General features: G+C 51.4%; 14 protein-coding genes. 7 read left to right on the top strand and 7 right to left on the bottom strand.

The window, feature by feature from the left end; all coding sequences use genetic code 11:
- The first annotated feature begins 102 nt into the window (after window positions 1-102).
- The gene (fucP, locus tag M0L20_RS00385) at window positions 103-1,362 is read left to right on the top strand and encodes an L-fucose:H+ symporter permease (protein ID WP_232558846.1); all 1,260 of its coding nucleotides are present in this window, start codon (window positions 103-105) and stop codon (window positions 1,360-1,362) included.
- Window positions 1,363-1,592: 230 nt separating this feature from the next.
- On the top strand, window positions 1,593-2,714 hold the full coding sequence (locus tag M0L20_RS00380) for a BT3233 family polysaccharide utilization protein (RefSeq protein ID WP_248475160.1): 1,122 nt from the start codon (window positions 1,593-1,595) through the stop codon (window positions 2,712-2,714).
- A 21-nt stretch (window positions 2,715-2,735) separates the two neighbouring features.
- Here the strand turns inward: M0L20_RS00380 and M0L20_RS00375 are convergent, their stop codons facing one another.
- Window positions 2,736-3,395, bottom strand: coding sequence for an NAD-dependent epimerase/dehydratase family protein (locus tag M0L20_RS00375; protein ID WP_248475159.1), 660 nt, complete (start codon window positions 3,393-3,395; stop codon window positions 2,736-2,738).
- Window positions 3,396-3,504: 109 nt separating this feature from the next.
- Here M0L20_RS00375 and M0L20_RS00370 point away from each other — a divergent pair, with 109 nt between their 5' ends.
- Window positions 3,505-4,872, top strand: coding sequence for an amidohydrolase family protein (locus M0L20_RS00370; protein WP_248475158.1), 1,368 nt, complete (start codon window positions 3,505-3,507; stop codon window positions 4,870-4,872).
- Between the two features lie 120 nt (window positions 4,873-4,992).
- Here the strand turns inward: M0L20_RS00370 and M0L20_RS00365 are convergent, their stop codons facing one another.
- Entirely contained in the window at window positions 4,993-5,223 is a 231-nt protein-coding gene (locus tag M0L20_RS00365; RefSeq protein ID WP_248475157.1) for a DUF3820 family protein, read from the bottom strand.
- A 233-nt stretch (window positions 5,224-5,456) separates the two neighbouring features.
- Between M0L20_RS00365 and M0L20_RS00360 the strand changes: the two genes are divergently transcribed.
- Window positions 5,457-6,827, top strand: a complete 1,371-nt coding sequence (locus M0L20_RS00360) for a DUF4403 family protein (protein ID WP_248475155.1) — start codon at window positions 5,457-5,459, stop codon at window positions 6,825-6,827.
- A 21-nt stretch (window positions 6,828-6,848) separates the two neighbouring features.
- Window positions 6,849-7,646 (top strand): M90 family metallopeptidase, encoded by a 798-nt coding sequence (locus tag M0L20_RS00355; RefSeq protein WP_248475153.1) that lies wholly within the window; start codon window positions 6,849-6,851, stop codon window positions 7,644-7,646.
- Window positions 7,647-7,649: 3 nt separating this feature from the next.
- Here the strand turns inward: M0L20_RS00355 and M0L20_RS00350 are convergent, their stop codons facing one another.
- The gene (locus M0L20_RS00350; RefSeq protein WP_248475151.1) at window positions 7,650-8,402 is read right to left on the bottom strand and encodes a hypothetical protein; all 753 of its coding nucleotides are present in this window, start codon (window positions 8,400-8,402) and stop codon (window positions 7,650-7,652) included.
- 214 nt (window positions 8,403-8,616) lie between these two features.
- Here M0L20_RS00350 and M0L20_RS00345 point away from each other — a divergent pair, with 214 nt between their 5' ends.
- On the top strand, window positions 8,617-9,756 hold the full coding sequence (locus M0L20_RS00345; RefSeq protein ID WP_248475150.1) for a TlpA disulfide reductase family protein: 1,140 nt from the start codon (window positions 8,617-8,619) through the stop codon (window positions 9,754-9,756).
- A 77-nt stretch (window positions 9,757-9,833) separates the two neighbouring features.
- Here the strand turns inward: M0L20_RS00345 and M0L20_RS00340 are convergent, their stop codons facing one another.
- Together M0L20_RS00340 and M0L20_RS00335 are read right to left on the bottom strand one after the other, a co-directional pair.
- A complete protein-coding gene (locus M0L20_RS00340; protein WP_248475148.1) occupies window positions 9,834-12,227 on the bottom strand; it encodes a glycoside hydrolase family 3 N-terminal domain-containing protein in 2,394 nt (797 codons plus the stop codon).
- Window positions 12,228-12,457: 230 nt separating this feature from the next.
- Window positions 12,458-15,337: a glycosyl hydrolase gene (locus M0L20_RS00335; RefSeq protein WP_248475147.1), complete on the bottom strand. Its 2,880-nt coding sequence runs from the start codon at window positions 15,335-15,337 to the stop codon at window positions 12,458-12,460.
- A 172-nt stretch (window positions 15,338-15,509) separates the two neighbouring features.
- Between M0L20_RS00335 and M0L20_RS00330 the strand changes: the two genes are divergently transcribed.
- Window positions 15,510-16,226 carry an SDR family oxidoreductase gene (locus M0L20_RS00330; protein WP_248475146.1) on the top strand — a complete coding sequence of 239 codons (717 nt, stop codon included), beginning with the start codon at window positions 15,510-15,512 and terminating at the stop codon, window positions 16,224-16,226.
- A 4-nt stretch (window positions 16,227-16,230) separates the two neighbouring features.
- Here M0L20_RS00330 and M0L20_RS00325 read toward each other — a convergent pair whose 3' ends face one another.
- Complete coding sequence (locus tag M0L20_RS00325) at window positions 16,231-16,737, bottom strand: ankyrin repeat domain-containing protein (RefSeq protein WP_232558834.1); 507 nt, start codon at window positions 16,735-16,737, stop codon at window positions 16,231-16,233.
- A gap of 134 nt (window positions 16,738-16,871) precedes the next feature.
- On the bottom strand, window positions 16,872-17,345 hold the full coding sequence (locus M0L20_RS00320; protein WP_232558833.1) for a response regulator: 474 nt from the start codon (window positions 17,343-17,345) through the stop codon (window positions 16,872-16,874).
- Window positions 17,346-17,509 lie beyond the last annotated feature (164 nt).

Below are 17,509 nucleotides of genomic sequence, written 5' to 3'. Positions count from 1 at the left end.
AGCGGTAATTTGGTCCTGAAAACTCTTTTTTACAAGTGTAGCCGAGCGAACCAGTCGTCCAACTGGCAACGCTCGATACGCCCGTTTAATTAACCCAACTGCATGCAGGCAACAACGATCTCAGGCAAGCCTAAAGCTGCCTTTACTGAAAAAAAATACCTCGTTACCCTTGTTTTCGTCACGTCCTTGTTCATGCTCTGGGGCATTGCGATTACGATGGGTGACGTGTTGAATCGACATTTCCAGAATGTACTGCACGTGTCGAAAGCAGAATCGGGGCTGGTTCAGTTCTCGATTTTTGGCGCGTATGCCGTAATGGGCATACCCGCTGGCCTGTTCATGAAGCGGTTCGGCTACAAAAATGGGGTCTTGTTTGGGCTCGGTTTGTACGCCATTGGCGCATTTCTGTTTATACCGGCAGCCAATGCCGAGTCATTCGGCTTTTTCCGGGTCGCCTTGTTTATTCTGGCCTGTGGACTGGCTACGCTCGAAGCGGTAGCACACCCGTTTGTGGCCGGTTTGGGCGATCAGCGGACCAGCGATCAGCGGATTAACTTCGCGCAGTCGTTCAACGGATTGGGCGCGGTAATCGGACCCCTCATCGGTGGGTATTTCATTCTGCGGGGTGGCCAGGAGCACTCCAATGACCTGGAGTCGGTGAAGATGCTTTACATCATTATTGGTTCGGTTATCCTGAGTATCGCCATTGCGTTCTCGTTTGTGAAGGTTCCGCCGGTTCAGGATGCCCATGCCATTGAAGCGGAGGCTGACGCGTACGCGGTGCCAACGACACCCGCCGACGTTCAGCAGCCTAGGAGTCTGTTTTCACGTACGCACTTTGTGTGGGCGGTTATTGCGCAGTTGTTCAATACGGCAGCTCAGGGTGGCACGTGGGCATTTTTTATCAATTACGGGGTCGAGAAAATGGGCTTTGCTGCTGAGCAGGCATCGTATTACTTTGCCCTGAGCATGGTGATGATGATGATCGGCCGGTTTGTTGGAACGTACCTGATGCAGTTTATTGCACCGAACAAACTGCTGGCCGCTTTTGCCTTAGCCAATATTGCGATGTGTGTAATCATTGCGCAGAGCTTTGGCTGGCCGTCGTTCGTCGCTCTGCTGATGCTCAATTTCTTTTTCAGCATTATGTTCCCGACCATTTTCAGCCTGGGTCTGAAAGGAATGGGTGCGCAAACGCAACAGGCTTCTTCGTTTATTGTGATGGGCGTGGTTGGTGGTGCGCTTTTCCCTCCGCTGATGGGTCAGATTGCTGATAAAGATGTAGCCGGAGCGTATTATCTGCCGATTATCTGCTACGCTGTCATCTTCCTGTTCGGTGCCAAGTTTTCTAAGGTAAAATAAGAACATAGCCTTCCCGATGTGCTTGCTACTCACTCGGGAAGGCTATTTTATTCCAGGCGGAGCTGTCCTCCCTGTCCGCAGAAACAAGTAGATCGACACCTTCCCGTGATTTTATACAAACATCCGGGTCTTACCCGACTGAATTTGCCAACCGTATCGTCAACTGGAAACTAGCTGACGACATCGAACGGACGAACGGAGTTTTTGCGCGATCACTCACTTGTACGACAATGCGATTTTGTTTGCTACTAGGTATGTTGGCCGGTTTTGCCGCAAAGGCAATAGGGCAACAGGCTACCCTGAAAATCACCAATCCAGGCAATACCTCTCTCTCTCAAACCGTCGTTGAGATTCCCTGGGCAACCGTACAAAAGGCGTATCCGAAGGTCGATACGGCTCAATTGCAGGTTGTTCAGAACGGAAACGAAGTCGCTTATCAGTTGGAACACCACGGTCAGAAGGCCATTCAGAACCTGCTGGTTCAGGTGTCTATCGGGCCAAAGCAAGCGATTCAACTGATGCTACGGCGCGGAAAACCAGCCCATGTTGAGGCTAAAACCTATTGCCGGTACGTTCCCGAACGCTACGACGACTTTGCCTGGGAGAATGACCAGGTGGCGTTCCGCATCTACGGGGCGGCCCTCAACGGACGGTCCGACAACGCCTACGGTTCCGACATATGGGCCAAACGCACCGATAAGCTGATTCTTGATAGGTGGTATAAGCAAAACGATTACCACAAAGACCACGGCGAGGGACTGGATTATTACCACGTTGGGCTGACGCTGGGTGCGGGCGACATCGGCGTTTTCCTGAACGATTCCATTCAGTACATTCATAATTACCGCTCCTGGGAAATTCTGGACAATGGCCCACTGCGTTCCACTTTCCGGGTAAAATACGATCCCTATACCGTCAACGGTATTACCGTAACCGAAAGCAAAACAATTTCGCTGGATGCGGGGTCGCAGTTGAGCAAAGTACAGGTGCATGTTGTTCATACGGCTCGCCAGCCATTGCCAATGGTCGCCGGTATCACGCTACGGCCCGAGGAGAGTCCGCTGTTGCTCGACGAAAAAACGGGTGTTTTGGCCTACTGGGAGCCTACACATGGCAATGATGGAACAATCGGAGTGGGATGCGTATTCCCGAAAGCGTCGGTTCCAATGATGCGTAAATACCAACATGGCTTAGCCAAACTCTATACCAAGTCCGGCGAAACGATTACCTATTACACCGGCGGTGCCTGGGACAAAGCGGAACGGATTACGTCCAGCGATGCGTGGTTTACCTACCTCCGGCAGTTTGCCAGCCAGCAGAAGAATCCGCCGGTTGTGACGGTAACGAAATAAGCGGTCCTGTCGATCAAAACACTAACGCTTGGCTAAAGCAACAATGTCTTTCACTTCCAGAATCCGCTTCTCGTAGCCTTGCGTTGCGGATTTGATCATGGCCAGACCGAGTTCCTGTAGGGTTGAAAAACCTGCCGGATAAAGCGCCCGGCCAATGGGGTACAACCAGGCAATGAATTTATAGTAGCTTTTCACATTTTTCAGGCCGGGCGTAGGCTTCATAAAACCGGGACGAAATATATACGCATTGCTGAAGAGTCGCATCAGCGCATTTTCGGTGGCTCCTTTTACCCGCGCCCAGGCGAGCCGACCTTGCTCGGTACTATCGGTGCCGGCACCCGAAACATAACAAAACGTCATGGCCGGATTTTGCGTTGCCAGCAACTGCGCTACGTTCATTGTCAGATCGTAAGTCAGGTGCTTGTACTCATCATTATCCATCCCGACCGACGAGACACCGAGGCAGAAAAAGCAGGCATTATAACCCGTTAGTTGGCTTTCAATTGCTTTCAGATCAAAGAAATCGTTATGAACAATCTCGCGGAGTTTGGCATGCGATACGCCACCGGGCTTTCGGTTGATAACCAACACTTGTTCAACGTCGGGATGCTGTAAGCATTCGTGCAGGACGCCTTCGCCCACCATACCCGTAGCGCCGGTAATAATTGCTTTGATTTTCATCGGTAGTAGAAATGAATTAAATACATTTACGCGTAGCTGTTACCCAAATAAGATTGATGCCCAGAGTACTAATTGGTCTGATTTATAAACCGTAAACAACGAAAATTGTATGCGTGCTCTTTCTGTTCTGGTGCTTATTTCTTTGCTACTGGTTGCTGGTACCCGCCTATTCGCCCAGGAGCCTGTCCGTAATCGTGAAATCGTATTTCGGTCGGTCAATGTAATACCGATGGATCAGGAGCGGGTCCTGGAAAACCAGACGGTTGTGGTGAAGGCTGGTACGATAACGGCATTGGGCAATGCGGGTACGATCAAATTCAGTAAAGATGCATTGATTGTTGAGGCTAAAGGCAAATACCTCATGCCTGGCTGGGCCGAGATTCACGCGCACGTTCCGCCCATCGACGACCTAGAACCCATGAAAGAAGTGCTGACGCTTTATCTGGCGAACGGCATCACAACAATTCGGGGCATGCTCGGCCATCCGAAGCATCTCGAACTACGCAGCAAAATCAACAGTGGTGAAATCCTGGGACCCCATTTTTACGCTACCGGACCTTCGTTTAATGGGCAAACCGTAAAAACGGCGCAACGGGGTGCTGAGATGGTCCGTGAGCAAAAAGCGGCTGGCTACGATTTTCTGAAATTACACCCCGGCCTGACCAAAGAAACGTTTCCGGCTATTGCCAAAACCGCGCACGAAGTGGGTATTCCGTTCGTCGGACACGTATCGTTCAACGTCGGCGTTTGGCGCGCTATCGATGCTCATTACTCGTCCATTGATCACCTGGATGGATTCATTGAAGCCCTTACGCCGGGTATCGACACGCTGGCCGAACAGGAAACCGGCTTGTTTGGGGCCTGGATTGCTGACCGCACCAGCGAATCCATGTTGCCAAAACTAGTTACGGGCCTGCGCAACAGCCGTATCCGGGTTGTGCCCACGCAAGCACTCGCCGAGCGTTGGCTTTCTCCGCTTCCGGCAGAAACGTTTACCGACGATCCTGAAATGAAGTACATCAACCCCGATCAGATCAAAAGCTGGGTCAATGCGAAAAACAGTTACAACAATAACCCGAACTTTTCGAAAGAGCGGGCCGAAAAACTGATTCAGGTTCGCCGGAAAATAATCCGCGAATGTCAGAAAAACGGCGTCGAACTGCTGCTGGGTTCTGATGCTCCCCAGGTATTTAATGTGCCGGGATTCTCGATTCATCACGAAATGAAATACCTGGTTGACGCCGGATTAACACCTTATGAGGTGCTGCGTACCGGCACGGTCAACGTCGCTTCTTACCTGAACAAGCCCAATTCGGGCGTTGTCAGACCGGGCAATGTGTCCGACCTGGTTTTGCTCAATGGTAACCCGTTAAAAGACATTAGCCAAACCCGCAACATTGAAGGCGTAATGATTGGTACGAACTGGCTCTCAAAAGCGTATATTCAGAACGAGCTGAAAAAGCTGGAAAAGAACTGAAGCGCTGAGTGAGTCCTCAATCTGTTCATTTTTATCGATTTTTCGAACGCGACCCTCAACGTGCATCGCAGAGCTGTAGGCAAGTAACGCGGACCGCTGACCCGTATAGCGACAAAGGGTTTATCGGTCTAAATTCCGTAGTAAGTAGTCTAATCCGTTCAGCCTGATTTCGTACATGGTTTGTAACAACATGCCCAGCTTACCCGCCGGAAAACCGGTCTGCGCAAACCATTCCAGATAAGACACGGGTAATTCGCGAATCAGCTTACCCTTGTATTTTCCAAACGGCATTGGATAATGGATCAATTCTTTCAGGAGAGTAGGGTCACCCTGTGGTATGTCTTCTGCCATTGGCTAGCGTGTTTGCACAAAGTTACCGATTTAAATCCGTCAGGCAGGATGTGTTTGCCGTTCCGGTAGCAAAGCGCTTTTCCCCCGCAAAAGTTTGTCTGCTCGGGCTGTTGTCAGCGCCCGATGACCCGGTAAGGAAACAACTCAAAAGCCGTGAAGTTATTGCTAGTAAAGTTGCCCAAAATCGGTTCTGTACGTTCCCACGAAACAGACGATAGACCACTACACTATTGATGAAATTATTACGACGAATCCAGTTGCCTATTGCGCTGGCAGTGGTGCTGTTTACAAGCCAGTGTCAGCAGGTAGAAACCGAGCCGCCGAAAGCCGACGGCTTTGATCCGCCAATTCCGTCTCAAATTTCGTATCTGGCCGGCCCTATAACCTTTCAGTTGACGGAACTTGAAAAAAAGATCAACAAGGAGCTTGACCCCGTATTGGTCGGTAAAAAGACAAAAGGCGGTATCTTCTCATTCAGAATAGAACGTTCGGGGCCTGTTCATATTCAGTACGTTGATCAGCAAATTCGTTTTTCGGCTCCATTGCAGATATGGCTGATCCAGCCGTTTGGTGCCAGCGACGCATCACCGCAGAAACCATTCTGCGCCTTGCAGGTCAACTTTCAGAGCCCGTTGCGCGTAACTCCCAACTGGCGACTCGCCAGCAACGTTAAATTCACTGATTACCAGTGGATCAGTGAACCCGAGATTCGTTTGTTTGGCAAAGAAATCTCGTTGACCAACTTTGCGCAGCGGATACTCGACAACCATCGTACTTCCATCGAGAAAGCTATCGACACAGCGGTTTACGAAGACCTGCGACTCGACGCCATGGTAAAGCCGGTCTGGCAGGATATTCAAAAGCCGTTGTTGCTGGAGAAAGAGTACGGTCTTTGGCTGATACCCAAGCCGATCAGCGTTGCCGCAAGCCCGATCACGGGCAATACTAAGCAGATAACCACGCATTTGCGGATAGCCTTCGAAACCAGAACGGACCTGAAATCGGAGGAACCCATACAGCCGCTGGTGCCTCTGCCGCAGTTGCAGAAGCGAGATACCGTCTCGCAGATCGCTGATTTACGCGTTGTGGGTTTTATCCCGTATGCCGACATCAACCGGATGCTGAGTCGCATCCTGTCAAAAGAGCCGAAAAAGGTGGCGCTGGGCACACTGACCATTAATAAAGCCTCGGTATACGGAGGCCAGCGGACAGTTATCGTTAAAACAGAAGTAAACGGGCTTGTGGATGGGACACTGTATCTACGGGGCCGCCCTGTCTTTGATACGTTAACAAAAACACTGCACGTCAAGGACCTGGATTTCGACGCTCAAACCGATAATGCCTTGTCTAAATTTTCGAATACCGTTGTCCACAAGGGATTGCGCAAGTTGATGGAGCGAATGCTGGTGATTCCGATGGGAAGCGAAATCGAACAGTTACCGAAGAAAATAAACGAAGCATTCGAAAAAGGTCCGGGCAAAAAAACAGACCTCGGTATTCAATCGTTTCGGCTTGTACCGCAGACCATAGCGGTTCGACCCGACGGGATTCAGGTGTTGATCCACGTTCAATCGAAAGTAGCCATTCAGATTCAGAAATTATAACCTTAGCAAAGCCATTCATCCATGATTGTTCTGATTAGTATCGTTGTTCTTTTTATTGGCTGGCTCATCTGGCGGTATCAGCAGCAAAAGGCCATAGACGCGGTACCTTTGCCACCTACATATCCGCAACTGCTGGAAGAGCATGTTGCCTACTATCGATCACTAAGCAGCGACAAAAAGACGCTGTTCGAGAACCGGGTCAATCACTTCCTCAATCATACGAAAATCGAAGGTGTTGGCACAACCGTCGATGATCTGGACCGGGTACTCGTTGCCAGTAGTGCAATCATTCCAATTTTCGGGTTTGGCGACTGGTCGTATCCTTTAACGGATGTATTGCTTTACGAGGATCGGTTCAACGAGGATTATCAAACGACCGGCGATGGACGAAATATTCTGGGAATGGTTGGGGAAGGGGGCGCGTTACAGAGTACAATGGTGCTCTCTAAACCGGCTCTGCGCGACGGATTTGCCAACGAAACCAGTAAGGGCAATACGGGCATTCATGAGTTTGTGCACCTCCTCGACAAAGCCGACGGCGCTACGGACGGATTGCCGGAATACCTGCTCGAAAAAAGTCACATCAAGCCCTGGTTGCAACTGATTCACGAAAACATTCGCCAAATAAAAGACAATCACTCGGACATCAACCCGTATGGCATCACGAATGACGCTGAGTTTTTTGCCGTCGTGTCCGAGTACTTTTTCAAACGTCCCGATTTGCTTCAGGAAAAGCATCCGGAGTTGTTTAAGCGACTCGAAGAAATCTTCCGTCAGCACCCGCCGGAACCCAATAGCGTCGATCAGCAGCCAGCCTAGGCGTTAAAACAGTTTTACTTTGTAGCGGTAGCGACCCCGAAAATATTCCCGCATTTTAAGCACTTCGCGGGACTGGTCCGAGATCCAGAACGTAGCGTAAGCACCCTGCTGACCGTAATCAATTTTCAAGAGCCAGCAATTGACTTTCGCATTGCCACCAACGGGCAGGTCTTCTTTGCCCGTCACCGTTAGCCGGTAATAGTTGGATGTGGGTGAACCGGGTTCGTAGAAAGCAAGCGCAAATTCCTGCCCTACTTTTTTGACGGGTAGCAGTGGTAGAATTTCTAAATCCATCGGAAATGCGAAGGCCGGTGGATTCAGCACAACCTTAAACGTGCTGTCTTTGGCCGTGCGTCGGCTCGCTGCCGGTATCGTAACAATGTTGTGATCGAAGACAAAGTTTCGGGCGCCCCGCTTGGCATAGGTTGCATCGTGCGTGAGCGGAGCCAGCGACGGCAGCAGACCGGTTGTCGTTACATGACCAATCAGTGAGTCCTTCGAAAACCACTTCCAGTCGAACACGTATGTTTTTTGTCCGGTAGCCGATTTCGAGAAGCGAATGGTCCGATCCCAAATATCAGCCGATGTAAGCCGTTTGCCGGTGCTGTCTTCGAAAAAGACTGCGTAGGATCGTTTGCTTTCTTTAAATGCCGACACGTTCAATTTCAGCGTGTTGGTATTAATCGTGTCGATCTGAGCCTGAGCCGATAGAAGCGAGCTAACCAGCAGACTTATGGCAAAGAAGAGCTGTTTCATAAAAGGGGTGGTTGCGTTAAAGCCGCAAGTTATTGGTAGCCAGGCCACCGTTTTGTTTGTATTCGCCTAATGAGCGAAGTGGCTGATAATCTAGAGTATTTTGAGGATAAGCGGTTTGGAAGGACGAAACGATTGATCACCGAATACGAAAAAAAAAGCCTTTTCTACCACGATAAGCGCTTTTATCGCTTAATTCGCTAAACTTCTGTACACTATGAAAAAACTAGCCTCCCTTGCCTTGACGATGTTGCCGTCGTTGCTATGGGCCCAAAGCGGATCGTATACGATACAAGGCCAATTGGGAACTGTAAAGGCTCCGGCAAAAGCCTACCTGCGTTACATGGCGGGTAGCACGGTAAAGCTCGATTCAACGACGATTCAAGACGGTAAATTTGAGTTCAAAGGATCGGTCGAGAACCCGGTCAAGGGTATGCTGCTCGTCGATAAGCGCGGAAAAGGATTGAGCAGAACCAGCCCGACGCCATCCATGAGTGTCTATCTGGAACCGGGTACGGTAAAGGTCGTTAGCCCCGACTCGCTCAAAAACGCCGTCGTCAGCGGAACGTCGCTCAACGCCGATAATCAGAAGCTCGAAACAGCCCTGAAGGCAACGAACGAAAAAATGGAAAAGCTGATGCAGGAATATCGCTCAGCTACCGCCGAACAGCGAAGTAAAAAAGAATTCGAAGAATCGCTGGATAAGCGCTACGAAGCTATTGAAGCCGAGCAAAAAACGGTGTATGCTCAGTTTATCAAATCGATGCCGCAGAGCCTGGTTAGCCTGGACGCATTGAAGTCGTTCGGCGGTTATGCGCCAGAATACGGTGATGTTAAACCGGTATTCGATGGCTTGGCAGAAGGGGTTAAAAACAGCAAAGCCGGACAGGAATACACGGCCGTACTCAACCGGATCAAAGCTACGTCGGTCGGCGAACTCGCTCCCGATTTTACCCAGGCCGACACATCAGGTAATGCCGTTGCTTTGCACGATTTTAAAGGCAAATACGTACTGGTCGATTTCTGGGCAAGCTGGTGCGGGCCCTGCCGGGCCGAAAACCCGAACGTGGTTAAAAATTACAACGAGTACAAAACCAAAAATTTTACAGTACTCGGCGTATCGCTGGATCGGCCCAACGCGAAGGAAGCCTGGTTGAAGGCGATTCACAAAGATAATTTGACCTGGACGCAGGTGTCGGACCTGAAATTCTGGGATAACGAAGTGGCTAAACAGTACGGCATCCGGGCAATTCCGCAGAACTTCCTGATTGGTCCCGATGGCAAGATTGTCGCGAAAAACGTTCGGGGTGACGCCTTGGGTAAGAAATTGGCCGAAGTGCTGGCCGGACAGCCTTAAGCGATCAGTTTAAGATAACCCCTAAAAACGAATGCCATATCTCCAAGATATGGCATTCGTTTTTAGGGGTTATCTTATCACGGACGAACCGGAATATCTTTGGCAAGCTGAAAATCCTGTTTTAGCCGGATATCGTCGGACGATGCGCCGACCAGGAGGGAAAACGTGCCTTTTTCAGCTACCCACTGCATAGCAGGATTTAACAGCATCAGGTCTTCGGCGCGCAGCTGAAAGGTCAGGGTTTTTTGTTCACCTGCTTTCAGGTGTACACGCGCGAATTTTTTGAGTTGTTTAGCTGGACTCACAACCGAACTCGACCGGTCACTGACGTAGAGTTGAACGACCTCATCGCCATCCCGATTGCTTTGGTTTTTCAACGTAAATGAAACGTTTACCTGCACATCGCTGGCCGTGGGTGTTGCCTGTACTTGCAGACCGCTGTAATCGAAAGTTGAATAGCTTAATCCGTACCCAAATGGAAACAGCGGCTTGGCGTCCATTTCGACATAATCGTGACGGGCTGGATTCTTGTAGTTGTAGTAAATGGGTAACTGCCCAACCGATTTGGGAACCGATATAGTGAGCCGCCCCGCCGGATTGTAATCGCCGAACAGCACATCGGCAATGGCGTTGCCACCTTCCTGACCAGGGTACCAGGCATCGACAATAGCAGGTACGTTAGCCGCAGGCCAGTTTAAATTAAGCGGTCGCCCCTTGATCAGCACCAGCACCACGGGTGTTCCGGTTTTCATAACGGCCTGTAGCAATTCCAGTTGCTTGCCCATCAGATCAAGGCTAACGCGGTCGAAGCCCTCGCCACTTTCCATATCGCTCACCGACGTTGCCGACACTTTGGCCGCACCCGTGTTTTGGTATTCCGTTTTGAAATCGCGGGCGCTGGAGCCTCCCAGTACCACAACGGCTACTTCGGCTTGCTTAGCTGCGGCAACGGCTTCGGCAATTGAATTGGTTGCGGTATCGCGAATGCTACAACCTTTAACGTAATTGATTTGAGCGTTAGCACCCAGCTTATTGCGAATACCCTGCAACACCGTTACTACCGCCCCCTCAGCCTGCGGAGCCGTGTAGTCGCCCAACTGGTTGTACACGTTATCGGCATTTGGCCCAATCACTGCAATGCTTTTAAGCGTTTTGGCAAGCGGCAATGCGTTGTCTTTATTTTTTAACAACGTGATCGACTCGCGGGCTACCTGCCGGGCCAGCGCAACATGACTGGCTGTTCGGACTTCCGAGCGGGCTTTTTCTGAACTAACGTAAGGTGATTCAAACAACCCCATCGCAAATTTCATCCGCAAAACCCGGCTGACGGCGGTATCTAGGACCGCAGCGCTGACGGCTCCTTTGTCAACGGCTTCCTGAAGTGCTTTTCCGAATCCGTAGCCACTCAGGTCAGAGTCCAGTCCCGCATTGATGGCTAAGGCTGCCGCATCGGCGGGGGTCGCTGCTACGCGGTGATTACTCATCAGTCCCGAAATGCTGCTCAAATCCGACACAACGTATCCGTTGAAGTGCCACTGATCGCGCAGCACTGTTTTTAGCAAATAAGGGTTGGCCGAACAGGGAATACCATCAATGGAATTGTACGCCGTCATGATGGACAACGCTCCGGCTTTGACCGCATCCCGAAACGGGGGCAGATAGACCTGAGCCAGTTCACGCGGACCGGGGCTTACGCTGCCTCCGTTGTGACCACCTTCGGGAACGCCATAGGCCGTAAAATGCTTAAGCGTCGAGATGATGTTGCTTCCGCTCTTGATACTTGTACCCTGAAAGCCTTTTACCATCGCTATGCCCATTTGCCCGTTCAGAACGGGGTCTTCGCCGTAGGTTTCCTCTACGCGCGACCAGCGTGGTTCGCGGGCCAGATCAAGTACGGGGCCGTAGCCCACATGAGCGCCCTGCAAACGGGCTTCTCGGGCAATGGTACTCGCCATTTGCTGAATCAGGGCCGGGTTCCAGGTGCTTCCCTGGCCGAGTGCGGTAGGGAAAACCGTGGTGCCAATCGCCATGTGCCCGTGCGGACATTCTTCGGCCAGCATCATCGGAATGCCTAAGCGGGTATTTTCGACAACGTACTTTTGAATGGCGTTGGTCGCCTGGGCCGCCTGCGCCGGATTCAGCCCGGTGGTCAGAGTTTTCTGCGTCCAGGGGTCAGCCCGCAGCGTCGCCCACAACATGCCAATTTGCTGTTCCTTTACCGCTTTCTTGAATTTCTCACTGACCTGTACGGAGTCGCCCCGTTTGTCGTACATTTCCCAGCCCAGCAATGTAGAAAGCTGCCCGACCTTTTCCTGCGTCGTCATGCGTTTGAGCAGATCGCGCACCCGGCTCTCAATGGGCGCTGATGCGTTCTTGTAAAGGGGTGGTGGGTCAGTAAGGCGTGTGTGGGCTGAAAGACAAACCAAAGCCAGTAGGGCTGTGGTCACTGCGGGAAATGACAAACGCTTCATGGGCAATACTAAAGACAATTTAGGAGCTATTCCCGGCAAAGGACGCTATTTCAGGGAAGACCATCAAACCAACCGAGAATATATTAAAATATTTTAAAAATGGTATCGGTTTCTTGATAGTAGTATCGGCAAGGCCGTGGAGTCGGTTTCTCAAAACCGACACAGGTTGCTGACGCCAAGCGTCGGTTTTGAGAAACCGACTCCACGGCCCCGCTGAAACCACGGATCAGTTAAGGCTGGGTAGCTGACATAAGTCGTACGGGGCCGAGTAGTCCAGACGGTTGAAGTTTCCAGTCGGGCTTTATCGTGATGTTGGTCTGCGTGAGTCGCTGCTCTTTCGGTTTCTCGCGGTCACCGATGAGCCGGTTTCGCCAGGAGTTGACCACGTCGATGTCTAACTGATTTCCCGTTGGTTTAAGCCATTTGCCCACTGATACGCGAAACGGTGGCGTCCAGACAATCCCTAAATCATGTCCGTTAAGCCGTACCCGTGCTATACCCACATCCTGAATATCGCCCAGGTCAAGGTAGAGCGAATCCGTAGTTTGGTTAGGGGCGTCGAACGTTTTACGATAGGTAGCCGTACCGGAATAAAAACGAATGCTTTCTTCGGGCCGGTCGGTCCAACTGACCAGGGTATCGAACGTCACGGACGATTGACTTTTAGGGCTTAGCCAGTTGGAATCGAACGTTACCTGCCACGGACCCGACAGTGTTGAGATCGGTTTGTAGACTGGATCGTTGTGCTGGGTGAGTGTACTCTGTTTCGTTGCTGGAATGGCTTTTCGGAAAACCACAAAAACGGAACCGTACGGTGTCATATCCAGCGGTAAACTGATCCGACCGTCCTGTTGACGAAAAACCGTTGCGGGTCGTACTTGCCCATTCACAGGGTCCCAGAATTCGGGCTGGCGACCGGCTACCCGAAAGGTCGCGTTCAACTGCGTAGCAACCGGATTTTGATTGCTGATAAAATAATAGTCGTCGCCATTCAGGGTTTTGTGGAAATAGTCGAACACTTGTCCAGCAATACCGGTCAGTTCCGCATCGGGTTTAACGCCATCGCCTAGCAACACTTCACGGGCTGTTTTACCCCAGATCACTCGCCCATAGCCGATTTTATGTTCGCCCACTGTCGACTCGCCTGTTCCCCACAGTTGGTTACTAAGTCGTTTCAACTCGTTCTCGCTGGCTGGATAGTCTACCAAACTTACCGTGGATTTTGGTTTTGGACCGATTACGGTGGCACCGTCCTGTACCAGTTGGGCTACTTTGCGCAAAGCGGCTAACGACAGCACCCGATGATCGGGCAATACCAGAACCCGGTATGAAAGACCGTGCGGAAGCATAATTCGCCCATTTTTTACACTTAACGCTAGCAACCGGTCTTCGTTAATGACATCATAGTCGAATTCGGGCAACGCATGACCAGGGTCGTCGGCTTTCTGACGCGCAATGTTCGGAACGTGATCGCCGTAGTAATATAGCACATCGGATACGGACTGCCCTTGTTGAAGCATGTACTGACAGCGGCTCAGGTATTGGATGAATCCGTCCGATAAATTCCACCACGTTACGTTGGGGTTAAAATGCGTTCCGGCAAAATATTCCTGACCGGGTAAGCCCATCTCTCTCGGTGAGCAGGTGAACGTGTGGAGGTAAATCAGATTCAGACCCGCGCAAAATTCGTGGTCGGCGCTCGATTTCATGGCCGACCAGATAACGTCGTTCCAGTGCGGACCGATGGTTGTAAACGATTCGGCACCGACCAGTGGCTTGTTGTAAATATGGGCGGCACTGGCGGCCTGCTTCACAAAAAAACGGTTGACCGGCGTAGGGCGGTGGGGCGATGGCGACCAGAACTCGCTCATCATGATCTCGCTGTAGCCGTAGTTTTTCAGTCCGTCGAAAGGACCCGCGTGCGGACCGGCTGATTCGGGTTGCAGACCGATACCGTAGCGGTGTGAGCGTTCGGCAAAGACCGCGTAATGATTGTCGGCGACGCAGTCGCTGATGGTTTTGCGCAGATCGGCTAGAAATCGGTTGCTGACATCGCGGCTTCCGACGAGCTTTCCAGCTACGACCGGCAGATAAGGAAAGATGTCGTAGCCACGCCGTTTGCGGAATTCCTGCGCGAACGTTTCGGTCCAGTTGCAGCCGCCTGCTTCCCAGCTGTCAGTTTGCAGGTATTTGAGGGTTTTTCCCGCCATCGGCCCAATCATTTTCAAGAGCGGTTCAACGTGCGTGTCCCAGTAGCGATTAAACGTCTTTGCGGTCAGCGGGTCGAGAACGCGGCCCTGCCATTTTCCGCTTGATGTCGATACCTCCGCCCCGGTGGGCGTGTAGCCAAAGCGCATGATAACCCATTCGCCCGCCGGAACCTGCCATTCCAAAACGCCTTGTGCATTCATTTTGGCCGTCAGATTCTGGATTGCCTGGGGCGAGATAGCGGCTTCGTTCGGGGCTCCCGCATCGTCGGTCAGGAGGAAACGCGTGTCGGGGGCAGAACCGCCCAACTCAATGGTTCCGGCTTTGGCCTGTAGGTCTTTTATGGGTGCGTGAGCCGTAGCCGCTTTCGGGAATGCCAGCACGGTAATATCGCGGTAGTAGTCTTCCTTGGTGGCTGGCTGCGACAGCGCTTGCCGGTACGTCATGGGACCTTTTACGGTTACCTCCGACCAGGTCAGTTGCTTAGCCGCTTCGGCAGGGGTAATGTCGGGTCCGCCGAGGTTCCAGCCGCTTTGAATGCTCATGCTCAATACCAGCCCGAGCCGGCTGGCTTCGTTCACGGCGTGCCGATACAGTTCGCGCCAGGCCGGTGATCCAAACATCGGTCCTTCGGGTACCTGAGCATTACCCCGTTGCTCCGCGCCACCCGCGTCGAACAGGCAGGCCCCGCTGAATCCTTTGGCTTTCATCGCTTCCAGATCGCGGGTGATGGCTTCTTTGGTGACGTTGCCGTTGAGCCACCACCACCAGCAGCGGATGCCGGAGGACGAAGGCGGTGAAGCAAATAGTTTTTCGGAGGGCCCCGACGAGGACGAATTCACGGTTTGGGAGAATGCCGCCGTAGCAACGAAGAAGATAACTAAAAAGAAACAAGTACGCATTCGAGCGGGAATAAGAAAGCTGATCCGTAGTCAATAGGTGAGTAAGGCGTAAAACTACTCAGCATTTTGGTTTGGGATGTCGTCCAGAATTGATTTGATGACCGCAGGAACCCTAAAACCTTCGAATCGACTCCTGAGTTATTGCCGAGATAGTGTATAACTTCATTTACTTATGGCAGATAGTACAAAGACCGCACTCATTACAGGCGGCTCAAAGGGAATTGGTTATGGCGTTGCTGAAGCGCTAATCCATCAAGGCGTTAACGTAGCGATTACGGGTCGGTCCGAAGAAAGCATTCAGGCGGCTGCCGATTCGTTGAATCAAATCAGGGCGGGAGCGGCTATCGGTATCGTAGCCGACGTGCGGGATCTGGCTTCACAGCAGAACGCCGTGGAAACCGTACTGAAGCAGTGGAACCGGCTGGATTACGTGATTGCGAACGCCGGTGTCGGGCATTTTGCGCCTGTTCAGGAAATGACCCCTGAGCAATGGCAGGAAACCATCGACATCAACCTGACGGGTGTTTTCTATAGTGCCAAAGCCAGTCTGGCCGCTCTGAAAGAAACCGAAGGCTACTTCATTGCGATTGCCAGTCTGGCCGGGACGAATTTCTTCGAGAAAGGAGCCGCTTACAACGCCAGTAAGTTTGGACTGGTTGGTTTTTCGCAGGCTATTATGCTTGATCTACGGAGCGATGGGATCAAAGTAACGACGATCATGCCCGGTTCGGTAGCAACTTATTTTGACAACCACCAGCCGAGCGAAAAAGACGCCTGGAAAATTCAGCCGGAAGATATCGGTCAGCTGGTTGTCGATCTGATCCGGATGCCTGCCCGGACGTTACCCAGCAAAATCGAGGTGCGCCCCAGTCGACCCGGCGGTAAATAAGCGTTTATTCCGAAGCTCTGTGATTGATTTGCTGAAACAATTGCAGAGCTTCTTCATTACCCTGCTGAACGGCCAGATCAAACGCCGTCATGTTGCGAATGTCCCGCAGTGAGGTGTCGGCCCCGTATTCGAGCAGCAGCTTTACCAGTTGATTTCGGCCAAACATGGTAGCAAACATCAGAGCGGTGCCGCCGTTTCCGTTCTGCAAATCTAGGTCTGCGCCTTTGTCAATGAGCATACGGGCAATTTCCGGATAACCCTTAAACGAGATTCCCATCAGAGCCGTGTTCCCGCTAACGTCCTGCACGTTTGGATCAGCGCCCGCGTCGAGCAGCATCTTTGTGACTTCGGCGTGGCCGTCGTAGGCGGCAATGGTTAGGGGGGTGAACCCGCGTCCATCCTGTATATTCACCTCCGTGTTGGCGTCGAGTAGTTGTTTGATGTAGGCGACGTCACCTTTGCGGGCAGCGTCAAAAAAAAGATCTTCAGGGCGGGCTGAATAAAAAGACATCTAGGTAGTATGTTGGGTTGGTGATCCGTTAACGATACCATAACCAGCCCGAAGCAATAATGTCTTTTGATTTGGAATAGATTTTTCGGTCCGTAACCGCAGCGGCCCTTCGATGGAAGGGCCGCTGCGGTTGTTTATAGGGTTGCCTCGGGCAAGGCAACCGACTTTGTCCAGTAATGCCGAAACTCCTTAATTGTTTTGCCCCATCCCTGGTAAGTCGTGGGCTTAACAATGTAGGAATTGCTGTGTAGGTAGTAGGATTGCTCGATATCTTCCTGAAGCGTGGAGTTGCTGATCATGACTACCGGCACACGTCGATAAAAACAGTCTACTTTTATGCTTTCGAGTAAAGCCCAACCGTCTTCCCGGTCAGGTAAGTACAAATCAAGGAGAATCAGATCGGGTAGGCCGTGGTTTTTTTCGAAGCAGGAAGCCAGGTACGTCATGGTATCCGTCATGTTGGTCGTCCGGACGACTTTAACGCCTGGCCAGTTTTGCAGGAAGGCCCAACGAATCACAAACCATTCGTCGTCACTGTCTTCAACAACCAGAATCGATGCCTGTCGGTAGCGAATAGGAATATTAATTTTAAAACTGACACGTTTCATCTGTTTAAGCGATTAGGAAGATTGAACTATGTGGGGAATGAAAGTAGTAAATTATTCAGTAAACAAAATTAAAATACTAAAATAGTAGACAAGTGCTGAATTTCAACTATATAGGAGACTACACTGCCCGCATTAGTAAATGGCAATGGCGCATTCAGCCGTAT

The organism is Spirosoma liriopis (assembly GCF_023196085.1).
Lineage (GTDB): Bacteria > Bacteroidota > Bacteroidia > Cytophagales > Spirosomataceae > Spirosoma > Spirosoma oryzicola.
The sequence above is the reverse complement of the archived record's forward strand: the minus strand, read 5'-3'. Positions and strand labels throughout refer to the sequence as shown.